The organism is Blastococcus sp. SYSU DS0616 (assembly GCF_054051015.1).
Genome location: NZ_JBJHAJ010000040.1, coordinates 1 through 14,166, shown reverse-complemented (window position 1 = coordinate 14,166; position 14,166 = coordinate 1). Strand labels below are relative to the sequence as shown.

Here is a 14,166-nt window from a genome sequence, read left to right as displayed (position 1 = left end):
GAGACCGATCGACCAGGTGTGGCCCACCCCGTCCGGCCTCTTCTACCGCACGTCGGGGCCCGCCGACGACGACCAGGTCCTCGACGTCGACCTCGACGGGCGGCGGGTCTTCTCCTTCCGGGCATCGCCGCCCGTCGTCGCCCCCGACGACGTGCCCGCCGATCTCCGGTACACGGCGTTCCAGGACGGCGCGCTGCGGTTCGAGCCGTGGCCGCCGGCGCTGCGCCCCCGCCTGCGGGGCACCTTCCGCGTGCGGGTGCGGGTCAGCGGCACCGACACCGGCCCGGAGGCGACCGTCAGCCTGGACGGCGGGACGGGGCCGCCGGAGCTCGTCGACCACTACGGCCGCCCCCTCGTGGTCAACAAGTGGGGCCGGCTGGGACAGGCCTTCGCCGATGCCGCGCCGGGCATGGTCGAGCGGATGCTCGACCACATGACCGCCATCCGCGAGCTGCTGGAGTCCGAGCTCGGGCCGGTCGTCTACGTCACCTGCGGCACCCTCCTGGGTCCGGTCCGCGAGGGGCGCCTGCTGCCCCACGACGACGACGCGGACCTGGCCTACCTGAGCCGGTACGAGCACCCCGCCGACGTGGCGCTGGAGAGCTTCGCCGTCGGTCGGCTGCTGCGCGCGGCCGGGTACGAGGTCGTCCGGCTGTCGGTCGGGCACCTGCAGGTCGTCTTTTCCCACGAGGGTCGCCCCGACCACTACGTCGACGTCTTCCCGGGCTTCGTCCTGGGCGACCACTGGATGCAGCACTTCATGATCCGCGCCGAGGCGAGTCGCGAGGACCTGCTGCCACCCAGCAGGGTGCAGGTGTCCGGTCGCGAGGAGCCGGCCCCCCGGGACCAGGAGCTGGCCCTGCGGGCGGTGTACGGGGAGGGCTGGCGGACGCCGGACCCCTCCTTCACCTTCGAGGTCCCGGAGAGCACGGGGGCCCGCTTCTACGGGTGGTTCGCCGACTACAACGTCGAGCGCGAGGCGTGGGACGACCTGGTCCTCCTCGCGCCGCCGGGCGCGCTGACCCACGACCCGGCGATGAGCGGCTTCGCCCGCTGGGTGGACGAGCGCACGCCCGACGGGAGCGCCCTGCTCGAGCTCGGCGCCGGGGTGGGCACCGACGCGCTCGCGCTGGCGGCGCGCGGCCGCACCGTGCGCGCGATCGACTACTCGCGCTACGCCGTCTCCACGGCGCGGTCGCGCCTCGCCGGCACCGACCTCCCGGTCGCCTTCGAGGTGCAGAACCTGCTCGACGTGCGCACCGTCCTCCGGCTCGGCGCCGAGCTCGCGGCGGCGCCACAGACCTGGACGGTCTTCGGCCGGCGCCTGCTCAACGCGCTGGAGGACCGGGGGCGGGAGAACGCCTTCCGGCTCTGCGGGATGGTGCTGCGCCCCGCCGGCCGCGCGTTCTTCGACCTCGTCGCCGACCACGGCTACGCCGGCATCCCGCCCTACCGCCACCTCACGGTCGACCAGGTCGTGGCCGAGGCCGACCGGCACCGGCTCGTCCTCGAGGAGGCCGAGCCCCGGCTGGAGCCGCTGCGGTGGTTCGGCGCGGCCGAGGAGCAGATCGTCCCCGTGCACCGCCTGACCTTCCGACGGAGGCCCCGATGAGCCCGCAGTCCCAGTCGCGTCCCACCCGCGGTGGGGCGGTGTGGGCCGTCCGCCGCGCCCTCGCCCCCGCGGCGCTGGAGCTGTCGGAGCAGCTCGCCCGCCTGACCGACGACAACGCACGGCTGCGCGAGCAGGCCGACGATCTCCGGAGCCGGCTGGACGCGGCGGAGGAGCGCCTGGCCGAGTTCGAGCGGCAGGTGGCCGAGCTGCGCGACGGCCTGCACGAATCCCGCCGGCTCAACCTGCGGGTCGCCGAGCTGACCGACCTCGTCACGGAGCTCGTGCTGCCCCTGCACGACCGGGAGATCGACCCCGCCGTGCTGGCGCGGCTGCGGCCGGACACCCTTTGAGCCGGCCGGTCCCGGCTCAGCCGAGCAGCTGCGACACCGCCGACAGGCGCGCGTCACCGGCCATGGCGCTCAGCCACGCCGACCAGCCGGGGCGGGCCCGCATCGCCTCCAGCGCCTGACGGGCCGCCTCGCGGTCGCCCCGCCCGGAGGCGGCGAGCGCGGCGTACAGGTCGCGCGCGCCCTCCGGTGCGAACAGGGCGAGGTACTCGTAGTCCCGCTCGTCGTAGGCCCGCTGCAGGTTGCGCAGCATGCGCAGCTGGCGCACCGGGTGGCCGGAGTCGTCGACCCGCAGGTCGATGCGCACGCCGTCGTCGTCGTCGGACGGGTGCTCGCCGCTGACCACCAGCAGCGCGGCCGACTGACGGCCGCGCAGGTCGCCCCCCGCCTCCTGCCCGGCGGTGAGCGCGGCCAGGAGCCGGTCGGCGAGGTCCCCGCCGCCGGCCGTGAACGCCTCGGCCATCGCGGGGAGCACGGCGTCCGAGGCGAGCATGTTGCCCTGCACGCTGAACCCGTCGCCCAGCAGGTGGCCGCTGACGGGGAAGCACCCCCGGCCGGTGTCGGCGGCCACCCGGCCGGTGGCATCGAGGACGGCGATCTGCCGGTCGGCGTCCTCGGCGCTGTGCGCCGCCCGGCGCACGAGCGCGGCCGGCGCACCGCCGTCGGCCAGCCCGCTCAGCAGCGACCGCCCCAGGCCGCGGCGGCTGCGTGCCTGCGCGGCGACCACGCCCAGCCCCGGATGCGCGCTGGGCACCGCCCGGCCCACCGCGAGGATGCAGGAGGAGACAGCGACGCCGAGGTCCCCGGAGCCCGGGTCGCGGGCGAGGACGGAGAAGGTCACCGGGGCCCTGCCGGGTGAGAGACACGGCGGCGCGGCGTCGCCGCCTCCTCGCTGAGCACGTGACCAGGCGCTCCGTCCTCCCGCCCGACGGCGACCGGAGGGGCCGCCGGGTGCTGCGCCACGGGTCCCGGCGCGCTCCGTCCCGGCGCCGAGAATAGCCGCCGCGTACCCGGACCGGTCCGTCCCACCAGTCACTTCCGAGACGTGTCGCTCACCAGCACTCGGCCGTCCCTGGCGCCCCGGAAGGGGCGCCGAGGTGGGCTACGCTCGGTGTCCAGGGAGTCTCCCGGGCCTGTTCCGGCAGGTCGCCACCGAGCCCGCGCTCGCCCGGCCGCCCTCCCGCTGCTCAGACGCACCATCAAGCTCGCTGCGGCGCAGAGGCCCCGGGCAATCGAGAGGCGCCACGTGTCGACGACGCTCTTGCCGGCTGCGCCGGCCCCTGCCGCGCCCGACCCGGCCCGATTCCCCGGGCGGACGCGCGCCGTCGTGGCCCTGCTCGTCGGGCTGCTGGGCGTGGGCCTCGCCGTGGCGCTGCCGCTGGCCCCGGTCGTGGCCGACCGCACCGAGGTGACCTGGCCGGCGCAGGGGGAGCAGCCGACGTCGACCACGGCGTTCTTCGTGCCCTACCGCCCGGCCGAGATCCACGCGACGGTCCCCTGCGCCGCCGTGCAGGAGGGGCTGGGCACCGGGGAGCGGACGACCCTGCTGGCCACGTCGCTGGTCCGGGACCAGGGGCCGGCGTCGGGTCTGGTGGTCGACACCGAGAACGGCCAGCTGCGGGTCGCGGTCAACGGCCGGGTCGTGCACGCCGCGGCACCGCCGGAGACCGGCTGCGACGTCCGGGTGGACTCCGACGACACGGCCACCAGCGTCGTCGTCGGCGCCGATGCCCCTACCGTGCTGAGCGCGGAGCCGGTGCCAGAGGTGTTCGCCTTCACCACCGACCTCGAGCCGGACGACGCGGACGGGACGGCGGTGACCGCCCGGACCCGCACCTGGTTCGAGAGCTCGCCCAGCGGGCTGAAGATCGCGATGATGGCCGTCTACACCCTCGTGGTCCTGGCCGCTCTCGCGATGCTCGCCCGGTCGGCCGCCGCGCGCACCCGCGGTGCGGAGGAGCTGCGATCCGAGCGGGCCCCCGACGGCCGCGTCCGGCTGGCGGTGGACGCCGCCGTGGTCGGGGCGCTCTCGCTGTGGATGTTCATCGCGCCGCAGACCGACGACGACGGCTACGCCACGATGACGATCCGCAACGGCCTGGCCAGCGGCGACATCGGCAACTACTACCACTGGTTCAACGCCTCCGAGGCGCCGTTCACGCTGGTGCAGCACATCGTGCAGCCGTTCGCCGCTGTCTCCGCCGCGCCCCTGTGGCTGCGCGTCCCCAGCTACCTGGTGGGGCTCGCCACGTGGTTCGTCGTGAGCCGCGGTGTGCTCGGGGCCGTGCTGCCTCGGTCGTCGCGGGGCCCGCTGGTCGCCGTCCTGTCGGCGCTCTGCTTCCTGGCCTGGTGGTTGCCGTTCAACACGGGCGTCCGGCCCGAGCCGTTCGTGGCGCTGGGCGCGGCAGCCGTGCTGGCGCTGCTGCTGCGCGGCACCGCGCCGACGGCCCGCCGCCCGCTGCTGTCCATCGGTGCCGCGGCGCTGGTCGCCGGCATCTGCCTGTCGGTCACGCCGTCCTGCGTCGTCGCCCTCGCGCCGGTGCTGGTGCTGCTGCCGCGCATCTGGCGGACCGTGCGTGCGGCCGGCTCGTCCTGGTGGACGACGGCGGGTATCGCGGCGCTGCTGGCGGCGCTCGCCGGCAGCGGGCTGGTGCTGATGTTCGCCGACCAGTCCCTGCACGGGGTGGCCAAGGCCACCGAGCTGCACACGGAGATCGGCCCGAGCCTGGGGTGGTACGAGGAGGCCACGCGCTACGCCTTCCTGCTCGGCGCGGGGCCCCAGGGCACGGCCACCAAGCGCCTGGCCGTGCTGCTCACCCTCGGACTGCTGCTCGTCGTCGCCCTCCTGCTGTCCCGGCGGCTCACCGAGCTGCGCCGCTTCCCCGATGCGCACATCCTCACGGCCTCCGTGGCGCTGGCGTTCGCGCTCCTGTTCGCGACGCCGTCCAAGTGGTCGCACCACTTCGGGTCGGTGGCGGGGCTGGGCGCACCGTTCCTCGTCCTGGCCTGCGTCCTCCTCCTCGAGGCGGCACGGGCGCGCTCGCGGGACCGGGCCACGATGGTGATCGCGCTGGCCGGTACGGGCGTCGTCGCCCTGGCGGCCGGGCTCGCCTACTCCGGGCCGAACGCCTGGTTCATGTACTCGGTCTACGGCCTGCCGTACCGGGATGCTCCGATCACCCCGCTGGGCGTCCCGCTCGGCAACCCGGCGGTGTGGTTGCTGGTCGCGGCCCTCGCGGTGGGCGCGTCCTGGTGGGTGCGCTCCCGGCGGGGTCGGGGGCGGGACCTGGCCCCGCTGGTCGCGGCCCCGGTCGTGGTCACCGCTGCGGCCACCGCCGTCTCCGTGGGCGTCCTGCTGGTCGGGTTCAGCGTCGCTCCGCTGCGGCAGGCCGACGCCGGGGGCTATGCACTCGCCCTGGAGAACGTCCAGACCCTGACCGGGACGAGCTGCGGGATCCCGGAGTCGGTCGACCTGCTGATCGACGAGCCCGGCGGCCCGCTCGCTCCGGTCGCCGACGCGGAGGCCCCGGTCGCCGACGGCTTCGTCAGCGGAGGTGGCTTCCTGGAGGCGCAGCAGCCACCGGACGGAGCTGGTTCGGGTGCGGCGACCCACGTCTGGGGCAGCCTGGTGGACGGCGAGCGGACGATCGGGCGCCTGGTGACGCCCTGGTTCGAGCTGCCGGAGCTCTCCGAGGACCAGGAGGTCGCGGTCGCGGCGGCCGGTCGCGTCGGGGGCGCCAACTCCCTGCAGCTGGAATTCGGCCGGTCCGGGGACGGCACGGAGGACGTCACGACGCTCGGCCTCCGGGCTGTCGACGACGGAGCGTTCGACCGGCCGTCCTGGCGCCCGCTGGCAGTCGGGACGGACGACGTGCCGGCGACCGCCGACCGGGTGCGCGTGGTCGCCGGCGACGCGACGACCGACGTCGGCGGCTGGCTCGCGGTGACCGGCCCCCGGATCCGCACGGCCCAGAGCCTGCACGACTACCTCGCCGGCACGGGGCCGGTGCTGCCGGACTGGCCGCTGGCCTGGCACCTGCCCTGCGTCTCGGACTTCCCGGTGGTGTCCGACGGCCTGGCGCAGACGCCGACGGTCATCGTCGGCGCCCCGAACTGGCACGGCGGTGCTCAGATCGCCTACATCCCCCGCGAGGGCGGGAGCTTCGCCGGTGTGTCGCAGGCCGACCGCCGGGAGGTGCCCAGCCGCCTGGACGGAGCCCCTCACGAGGAGTGGGGACACGTGTACCGGCTTGACTACCCTCTGGGCCGGGACCAGTACGACCGATCGACGGACACGATCACGCTGTGGGGCTGGGAGGGGGATCGTTGACCCCGGCCGGCACCTCCGGGCCGCGGCAGGCGACCGTCCGCACGGACGCCTGCGGGAACGGTCCCCGTCCAGCACCGAAGAATGACGACCGGCCGCGCCGGCGACGCCGAGACCACGGAAGGCCGCAATGGCGACCCCTGTCATCGAACCCAACCACGCTCCTGACGACCGGGCCGTGGTGACGGAACCACCGCAGCGACGGCTCGTCTCCTACGTGCTCCCCGTCTACAACGAGGCCGACGGGATCGAGAAGTTCCACGACCGGCTGGTCGCCGCCTCGCGGGAACGGCCGGACCTGGACTTCGAGTTCGTCTACGTGAACGACGGCTCCCGGGACGCGTCGCTGGAGATCCTGGAGAAGATCGCCGAGTCCTGCGAGCAGGTCCGGGTGGTCAACTTCTCCCGCAACTTCGGCCACCAGATGGCGATCACGGCGGGCCTCGACTACGCCCGGGGCGACGCGATCATCGTCATGGACACCGATCTGCAGGACCCGCCCGAGGTGAGCCTGGAGCTCATCAAGGCGTGGGAGGGCGGCGCCCAGATCGTGTACGCGCAGCGGCGCAGTCGCAAGGACACGCCGATGAAGCGCTTCACGGCGCACGCCTACTACCGGCTCCTGCACCGGTTCGCCGACATCGAGATCCCGGTGGACACCGGCGACTTCCGGCTGATGGACCGGGCGACCACGGACCTGCTGCGCTCGCACCGGGAGCGCAACCGCTTCGTGCGCGGGCTGGTGGCCTCGCTGGGCTTCAAGCAGGCGGCCGTGCCGTTCGACCGCGACGAGCGGACGTCGGGCGAGACGAACTACCCGCTGCCGAAGATGCTCCGGCTCGCCGCCGACGGCGTCACCAGCTTCTCCACGGTTCCGCTGAAGATGATCACCCGGCTCGGCCTGGGCACGGTCGTCCTCGCCGTCCTCGGCATCCTCTACGCAGTCGGGTTGCGGCTGTTCTTCCCCGACGTCTCGGTCCCCGGCTGGACCCTCCTGATGATCATGGTGCTCTTCCTGGGCGGGGTGCAGATGCTGTCGCTGGGGGTCATCGGCTCCTACGTCGGACGCATCTACACCGAGGTGCAGGCACGCCCGCTCTACATCGTGGAGAAGGTGGTGGACCATGGCGACGGCGGACAGCAAACTTCGCGCGCCGGCGCGTGAGCTCTGGCAGCGCCACCGGCAGTTCTTCGTCTACCAGCTGATCGGGGTCTCGGGCGTCCTGCTCGACCTGGTCCTCTTCCTCGTCCTCTACAACGTGGTGGGGATGCACGAGCAGCTCGCGACGGCGTTGAGCACCTCGGCGGGCATCACGAACAACTTCCTGCTCAACAGCTACCTGAACTTCCGCAAGCGGGACGGGATGCTCCGCCGGTTCGCCCGGTTCTACTCGGTGGGCCTGCTCGGCATCGCGCTCGTCGCGGTGCTGCTCCTGGCCTTCCACACCTGGCTGGGGGTGGACGCGAACATCGTCAAGGTCGTCTCGATGCCGATCGTCGCGATCTTCCAGTTCGTCCTCAACAAGAGATGGAGTTTCGGATGAAGATCGGCATCATCGGTGCCGGCGCCACGGGCCTCACCGCGGCGTACGACCTGGTCAAGGACGGGCACGACGTCACCGTCCTCGAGGGCGCGGACGAGATCGGCGGGCTGGCCGGTTCGCTGGTGGTGCAGGGCACCCCCCTGGAGCGCTACTACCACCACATCTTCGAGACCGACCGCGCCATGATCGACCTGATCGAGGAGCTCGGGCTGGGGCCGAAGCTGACGTTCCACTCGACCACGACCGGCATCTACCACGACGGCCGGCTGCACGACTTCTCCACGCCCGTGGAGATGCTGAAGTTCCCGCCGCTGCGGTTGATCGACCGCGTCCGCTTCGGTGCGTCGTCGGCGATGCTGAAGGTCATCCGGAACGGCGAGCGTCTCGGCGACCGCCGCGCGCTCGACTGGGTGCACCGCTGGGCCGGCCGACGGGCCAGCGAGGTGATCTGGGAGCCCCTGCTCACCGGCAAGTTCGGGTCGCGGGCGTCGGAGATCTCCATGGCCTGGCTGTGGGCCCGCATCCACTACCGCACGTTCAAGCTGGGCTACATGGACGGCGGGTTCCACCAGGTGTACGACGGACTGCTGCAGGCGGTGGAGCAGCGCGGCGGCAAGGTGGAGCTCGGCAAGCGGCTGGCGCACATCGCGCAGCCCGACCCGGCCGGCCCCGTCCTGGTCCGGACGGAGGACGGCGCGCAGTACGAGTACGACAAGGTCCTGGTGACCGTCCCCCAGCCGGTGTTCGCGCAGGCCGCGGGCGCTGCCCCGGAGGATGCCCTCCAGCGGGCGGAGTACCTCGGTGCCACCTGCTTCGTGCTCGAGTGCGACCGCAGCGTGATCCCGTACTACTGGCTGAACGTCAACGACACCTCGTTCCCGTTCCTGGCGGTCGTCGAGCACACCAACATGGTCTCCGGGTCCGACTACGGCGGCCGGCACGTCGTCTACGTCGGCAACTACGTGCCGCGCGACGACTGGCGCTACACCACCGACCCCGCCGAGCTGTTGAAGCAGTACGAGCCGTGGCTGCGCAAGCTGAACCCGGACTTCGACCTGTCGTGGGTGAAGGACTGGCACTTCTCGCGCGCGCCCTTCGCCCAGCCCGTCGTCACCCCGGACTACCGGGACTCGATCCCGCCGCACGAGACGTCGATGCCCGGGGTCGTCCTCGCCACGATGTCGCAGATCTACCCGCAGGACCGGGGGCAGAGCTACGCCGTCGCGATGGCCCGGCGGGTCGTGCAGCAGTACTTCCGCTGAACCGTCCGCCCGGCTGATCTCCCGGGGGCAGTGGCCACGACGTCCTCCCGGCGTCGTGGCCACTGCTGTTCCGGGGCGCTGCGTCCACAGGCGCGGGCAGCCGGTCGCGACGCAGTCAGGCTGGTGGCCGGCCCAGCTGGCGGACGCCGTCGACCTTCGGCCCCAGGGTCGCGGTGATCCGCTCGGCGGCCGCGCGGGCCGGCAGCAGCGCGGGGTCCGGGGCGCGGACCAGCACGATCGAGGCCCCGGCGGCGAGCGGGGCCAGGAGCCAGGCGACCGGGCCGGCCTCCGTGGCGGTCGCCTCGTCGACGAGGACGCGGTCGCCCGCACGCAGGCCGAGGCGGTCGGCCAGCTCCCCAGCGGCCTCGACCACGCCGCCGAGGGTCAGCGCCAGGCCGCCGGCGCGCAGCCCCGGGGTGGCTGGGTCGGGTTCCTGCCACGGGTGGAAGACGTCCCCGTGTGCACGCACCTCGAGGGCGAAGTCCCGGGCAGGCCCGGCGTAGCCGGACATGCCCATGCCGAGCGGGTGGAGCGACAGGCCCAGCAGTTCTGGCAGGTCCAGCTCCTCCAGAGCCGGCAGCCGGTCCTGCGCGGCCAGGACGACGTCGGAGTCGTCCAGCCGGCCGTCGTCCTCCGCCGCGGTCTCGACGACCGTTGCACCGCAGTTCCAGGCGGCCAGCAGGACGGCCGCGGTCTGCCAGTGCACCGGCAGTGCCACCGCCACCCTGCTGCCGGGTGCCACGTCGAACTCCTCCTGGAGGAGGTTGGCGGTCTTGGCCACCCAGTTCGCGAGGGTGATCGCCGAGAGCTCCACCCGCTCCCCGGTGGCGTCGTCGTACTGCGTCAGCAGGGGGGCGGCGCCGTCCCGTCGGACGACGGAGGTGAGCAGGTCAGCTGGCAGGGTGGCGGGCACGGTCCCAGCGTGTCACCGGAGCTGCCGTGGCGCTCGGGGTCCCGGAAGGGGCGGCACGGCGGCGACGTCAGTTGATGCAGGTGGTGTCCGCCGCGGTCCGGGCGTCCTGGCCCTCGACCACCGGGGCAGGGGCCGGTGGGGTGACCGCCTGACCCACGCCGTTGAAGTCGCTGCCCAGGACCAACTGCACGGTGCCGCTGGTCGCGTCGTCGCTCATCTTGCTCACCGCGCCCGGGATCGCGGCGGCGACGGTGGTGGCCAGGGCCTCGTCCCCGGCGGCGAACCGGATCTCGGTCTGCTCGTGGTCCATCGAGGAGGCGTTGCCGGTCGTGCCCACCAGGAAGCCGGCCGTGGTCAGGGCCGAGGCGGCTGACGCTGCCAGCCCCGAGGTGCCCGACCCGTTGTAGACGTCGACCGTCACCGCGGCGGGGGCGACCGTCTGCGGGGCCTCGGGGGTGGCGGCGGTCTCGGGCTCGGGTTCGGCCGAGAGGTCGGCGAAGAACCTGTGCAGCGCGGCCTCGTCCTCCAGCCGGACGATCGACTTGCCGTCCTCCTCGCCGGTCCCGCGGTTCGGCACGGTCTGGAACTCGATGCTGTCGGCGGTCACCGACTGCATCTGCTGGGCCAGCTGCAGCAGGTCCAGGTCCCGGTCGACGGTCAGCGCGTCGGCCGCGGCCTGCACGAGGGCACGCTGCTTGCCCAGGTCGAGCAGGACGTCCTCGGACAGCATCTTCCGCAGCACCCCGCCGAGGAACACCTGCTGGCGGACGATCCGGTCGAAGTCACCTCGGCCCTGGGGTCCGAAGCCGTGCCGCTGCCGGACGAACTTCAACGCGTCGGCGCCGCTGATCGTCTGCACCCCGGCCGGGAAGTACGCCCCCGACCACTCGCGGTCGTCGACCGCCTTGCACAGGTTGATCTCGACACCGCCGACGACGTTGGACAGCTCGAAGAAGCCGAGCAGGTCTACCTCGGCGTAGTGGTCGATCTGCAGACCGGTGAGCCCGCTGATGGTCTGCACCAGCAGCTGGGAGCCCTGCGCGGAGCGGGCTTCCTCGGAGGCGCCGGAAGGGGCGTTCATCCGGCCGTAGGCGTATGCGGCGTTCAGCCGGTCCCAGCCGTAGCCGGGGATCTTCACGTACGAGTCGCGGGGGAAGGAGACGAACGAGGCGCGGGATCCGTCCGCCGGCACGTGAACCAGGATCATCGTGTCGGTATTGATGCCCGAGTCGGTGCCTGCGTTGAGGTCGGTCAGCTGTTGCTCGGTCAGCGCGGCCCGGCTGTCGTTGCCGACCAGCAGCAGGTTCATGGCCTCGCCGGCAGCGCCGTTGCCCTCGTTGCCCTCGCTGGGGATGGCGTCGGTGCGGTTCACCGTCGCGGACGCCACCTGGCCGAGATACCAGCCCCAGCCGGACCCGGCGAGCAGCGTGGCGGCGACGACCCCGGCGACGACGCGGGTGGCGACCGCCGCGCGGCCGCCGCGGCGCCCGCGGGATGTGGCGCCCGTCGGGCCGTCGGACGGGTGCTCCGCCCCGGTGCCACGCCGGGGCGGCCGCCCCGCGCGGGGGTCGAGGCGCGGGGGCAGCGGACGCCCGGCCGGGCGGCCCTGCTCGTTCCGGTCTCGGCTCACGTGGTCCTCACAGCGGTGTTGCGCGCCGGTTCGAGGGCGCGGGCGTCAGCCGGCGCCGCGAGTGCGACCGGTTGTGACGCTTTGTGCATCGACGTTGGCAAGGCTAGGTGTGGTTCAGGGGTCCAGCAGCCCTCCGACACGTAGGAATTGCCAGGACGGCGAGGTGAGTCAGCCCGCCTGGCACCGGGATGCACAACCACCGCATCCGCCACAGGAGTCGCCGGAGGGCGCCCGCGTCCGCGCCGCACCCGTGCGCGGCCGATGTGTGCCCGACGGCCCGACGGCGGGGGCGCGGCCCCGTTCCACCGCCGCGAGTTGGTGTCCGTTCCGCGTTGCTCCCGGACCGACGTCACAACGAAACGTAGTCTCCCGAACACGGGGAGGAGTCGGTCATGTCGCCCTCTCCGTCCGTGGTTCCACCACCAGACGCTCGAGAACGGCGCTGCTCGCCGGTCGCCCTGGGAGATCTCCTCATGTCTCGTTCCACCTCACGCCGCCGGGCCACCGTGCTCGGTGCGCTCGCGCTGCTCGTGGTCGGAGGCGCTGCCCTGCTCTTCCTGGCCGTTCGTCCGGACGGGTCCGCTGCTCCGGGCGGCGGGGCCGCGGGCGCCTCTGGAGCCACCGAGGAGCGCGGCCCGGACGCCCCCGTCCAGGACGAGGTGCTCGAGCCGCTCACGCCCACGCCGACCGCCCCTGCCGATAACGGTGCCGAGGTGGATCCGGTGCCGTCCGAGGAGCCCAGCGGCCTCCGCTCCGTCGTCGTCAGCCACACCTACGCCGGCTGGGACCCCGGCACTCAGGACATCGTCGTCGGGGGCTTCGTCAGCGACGTCGTCGAGACGGGCGGGACGTGCACCCTGACCCTGACGCAGGACGGGGTGACCACCAGCGGCACCGCCGATGCCACCCCGGATGCGAGCACCACCAGCTGTGGCGAGGTCCGGGCCGGGGGAGGGCGCCTGGTCTCCGGCAGCTGGGAGGCCGTGCTCAGCTACACGTCGCCCCGGTCGACCGGTGAGTCGGCCGTCTTCTCGGTGGTGGTCCCGTGACCAGGCGGGCCGTGCTCTTCGTGGCCGGGCTGCTCGTCCTGGCCTTCGCCGGCCTCTTGGGCACCGCTTCGCTCCCGTCCCCGGACCTGCGCGAGTCGGCGAACCTGGCGCTGTTCAACCCCGGCAACATCATCAGCGACGGCGTCTTCTACGACACCTCCACGATGAACGTCGAGCAGATCCAGGCCTTCCTGCAGGAGAAGGGGCGCAACTGCTCGGGCAGCAACTGCCTCAAGAACTTCCGGCAGGACACGTGGACGCGTGCCGGGGACACGCGCTGCGGGCCGTACCAGGGCGCCGGTCAGGAGACCGCCGCGCAGATCATCTGGAAGGTCGCCCGAGCCTGCGGGATCAACCCCCAGGTGCTGCTGGTGACCCTGCAGAAGGAACAGGGCCTGATCACCTCCACCGGGCCCTCGGACGGCAAGCTGCGCATCGCCATGGGGTACGGCTGCCCGGACACCGCGGCCTGCGACACCCAGTACTACGGCTTCTACAACCAGATGTACTCCGCGTCGCGGCAGTTCAAGCTCTACCAGGCCAATCCGAGCAAGTACGGGTACCGGCCGGGGCTCACCAACACGATCGGCTACTCGCCGGCGACCGAGCGCAACAACAACCTCAACAACTGGCGCTGCGGCACCGCGCAGGTCTACATCCAGAACCAGGCCACCGCGGGGCTCTACAACTACACGCCATACGTCCCGAACCAGGCCGCGCTGAACGCGGGGTACGCCGAGGGCGACTCCTGCTCCGCCTACGGCAACCGAAATTTCTTCAACTACTTCACCGACTGGTTCGGCAGCACGCAGAACTCCGGCGGCTCGGCCGTCCTCGACAAGTACGACGCCCTGCGCGCCGCCGGGGTGGACATCGGTGGGCCCACCTCGGACGTGCGGTGCGACCTGCCGCACGGCGGTTGCCGGCGGACCTACGCCGGCGGGCACATCTACTGGTCGAAGGGGACCGGGGCGCACGTCGTGCGCGGCGCCATCCTCGACCGGTACCTGCAGCTCGGCGGACCGCAGCTCCTGGGGTACCCGACCGGTGACGACACCGCCGCCCCGTGGGGCACCGGCTGGTTCACCGACTTCCAGGGTGGGTCCATCTACTGGTCGGCGCAGACGGAGGCGCAGGAGGTCCGGGGCGCCATCCGCGACAAGTGGCGTTCCACCGGGGCGCAGGCCGGCCCCCTCGGCTATCCCACCAGCGGGGACACGCCGGCGCCCGGTGGCGGGTTCATGAACTCCTTCCAGGGCGGCGAGGTGTACTGGTCGGCGGCCACCCAGGCCCACGTGGTGCGGGGCGCGATCAAGGACCGGTACCTGCAGGCCGGTGGTCCGGCTGCGCTGGGATACCCGACCGGGGACGATCAGCCGACGGCGGATCGGCGTGGCTACATGACGCCGTTCCAGGGTGGGGAGATCCACTGGTCGGCGCAGACCGGTGCGCAGGTGGTGCGGGGCGCGATCCTGGACACCT

General features: G+C 73.0%; 11 protein-coding genes. 8 read left to right on the top strand and 3 right to left on the bottom strand.

Annotation, left to right across the window (positions count from 1 at the left end; genetic code table 11):
- The first annotated feature begins 16 nt into the window (after window positions 1-16).
- Entirely contained in the window at window positions 17-1,612 is a 1,596-nt protein-coding gene (locus tag ACI79K_RS19960) for a class I SAM-dependent methyltransferase (RefSeq protein ID WP_456600586.1), read from the top strand.
- Complete coding sequence (locus ACI79K_RS19955) at window positions 1,609-1,962, top strand: DUF6752 domain-containing protein (RefSeq protein ID WP_456600585.1); 354 nt, start codon at window positions 1,609-1,611, stop codon at window positions 1,960-1,962. Before ACI79K_RS19960 ends, ACI79K_RS19955 begins: the two co-directional genes overlap by 4 nt.
- A 16-nt stretch (window positions 1,963-1,978) precedes the next feature.
- On the opposite strand, the gene ACI79K_RS19950 is transcribed toward ACI79K_RS19955, so the two are convergent.
- Entirely contained in the window at window positions 1,979-2,800 is an 822-nt protein-coding gene (locus ACI79K_RS19950) for a DUF1028 domain-containing protein (RefSeq protein WP_456591131.1), read from the bottom strand.
- A gap of 486 nt (window positions 2,801-3,286) precedes the next feature.
- Here ACI79K_RS19950 and ACI79K_RS19945 point away from each other — a divergent pair, with 486 nt between their 5' ends.
- The 4 genes from ACI79K_RS19945 (at window position 3,287) to ACI79K_RS19930 (ending at window position 9,092) form a co-directional block, all read left to right on the top strand.
- Complete coding sequence (locus ACI79K_RS19945; protein WP_456591130.1) at window positions 3,287-6,289, top strand: arabinosyltransferase domain-containing protein; 3,003 nt, start codon at window positions 3,287-3,289, stop codon at window positions 6,287-6,289.
- Between the two features lie 127 nt (window positions 6,290-6,416).
- Window positions 6,417-7,451 (top strand): glycosyltransferase family 2 protein, encoded by a 1,035-nt coding sequence (locus tag ACI79K_RS19940; protein WP_456591129.1) that lies wholly within the window; start codon window positions 6,417-6,419, stop codon window positions 7,449-7,451.
- The gene (locus ACI79K_RS19935) at window positions 7,411-7,830 is read left to right on the top strand and encodes a GtrA family protein (protein ID WP_456600584.1); all 420 of its coding nucleotides are present in this window, start codon (window positions 7,411-7,413) and stop codon (window positions 7,828-7,830) included. The genes ACI79K_RS19940 and ACI79K_RS19935 overlap by 41 nt, the downstream gene beginning before the upstream one ends.
- Window positions 7,827-9,092: an NAD(P)/FAD-dependent oxidoreductase gene (locus ACI79K_RS19930; RefSeq protein ID WP_456600583.1), complete on the top strand. Its 1,266-nt coding sequence runs from the start codon at window positions 7,827-7,829 to the stop codon at window positions 9,090-9,092. Before ACI79K_RS19935 ends, ACI79K_RS19930 begins: the two co-directional genes overlap by 4 nt.
- A gap of 115 nt (window positions 9,093-9,207) precedes the next feature.
- Here the strand turns inward: ACI79K_RS19930 and ACI79K_RS19925 are convergent, their stop codons facing one another.
- The gene (locus tag ACI79K_RS19925; RefSeq protein ID WP_456600582.1) at window positions 9,208-10,005 is read right to left on the bottom strand and encodes a TIGR03089 family protein; all 798 of its coding nucleotides are present in this window, start codon (window positions 10,003-10,005) and stop codon (window positions 9,208-9,210) included.
- A 67-nt stretch (window positions 10,006-10,072) separates the two neighbouring features.
- Window positions 10,073-11,635, bottom strand: coding sequence for an LCP family protein (locus ACI79K_RS19920; RefSeq protein WP_456591125.1), 1,563 nt, complete (start codon window positions 11,633-11,635; stop codon window positions 10,073-10,075).
- A 473-nt stretch (window positions 11,636-12,108) separates the two neighbouring features.
- Between ACI79K_RS19920 and ACI79K_RS19915 the strand changes: the two genes are divergently transcribed.
- Both ACI79K_RS19915 and ACI79K_RS19910 read left to right on the top strand, forming a co-directional pair.
- The gene (locus tag ACI79K_RS19915; RefSeq protein WP_456600581.1) at window positions 12,109-12,684 is read left to right on the top strand and encodes a hypothetical protein; all 576 of its coding nucleotides are present in this window, start codon (window positions 12,109-12,111) and stop codon (window positions 12,682-12,684) included.
- Window positions 12,681-14,166 (top strand): LGFP repeat-containing protein (locus tag ACI79K_RS19910; RefSeq protein ID WP_456600580.1); only part of this gene is annotated, 1,486 nt, incomplete at its 3' end. The genes ACI79K_RS19915 and ACI79K_RS19910, both read left to right, overlap by 4 nt.

Excerpts from the sequence above, each read along its gene's own strand:
- ACI79K_RS19955 (WP_456600585.1), top strand. The coding sequence starts at position 1,609 with ATGAGCCCGCAGTCCCAGTCGCGTCCCACCCGCGGTGGGGCGGTGTGG.
- ACI79K_RS19940 (WP_456591129.1), top strand. The coding sequence starts at position 6,417 with ATGGCGACCCCTGTCATCGAACCCAACCACGCTCCTGACGACCGGGCC.
- ACI79K_RS19935 (WP_456600584.1), top strand. The coding sequence starts at position 7,411 with ATGGCGACGGCGGACAGCAAACTTCGCGCGCCGGCGCGTGAGCTCTGG.
- ACI79K_RS19930 (WP_456600583.1), top strand. The coding sequence starts at position 7,827 with ATGAAGATCGGCATCATCGGTGCCGGCGCCACGGGCCTCACCGCGGCG.
- ACI79K_RS19915 (WP_456600581.1), top strand. The coding sequence starts at position 12,109 with ATGTCTCGTTCCACCTCACGCCGCCGGGCCACCGTGCTCGGTGCGCTC.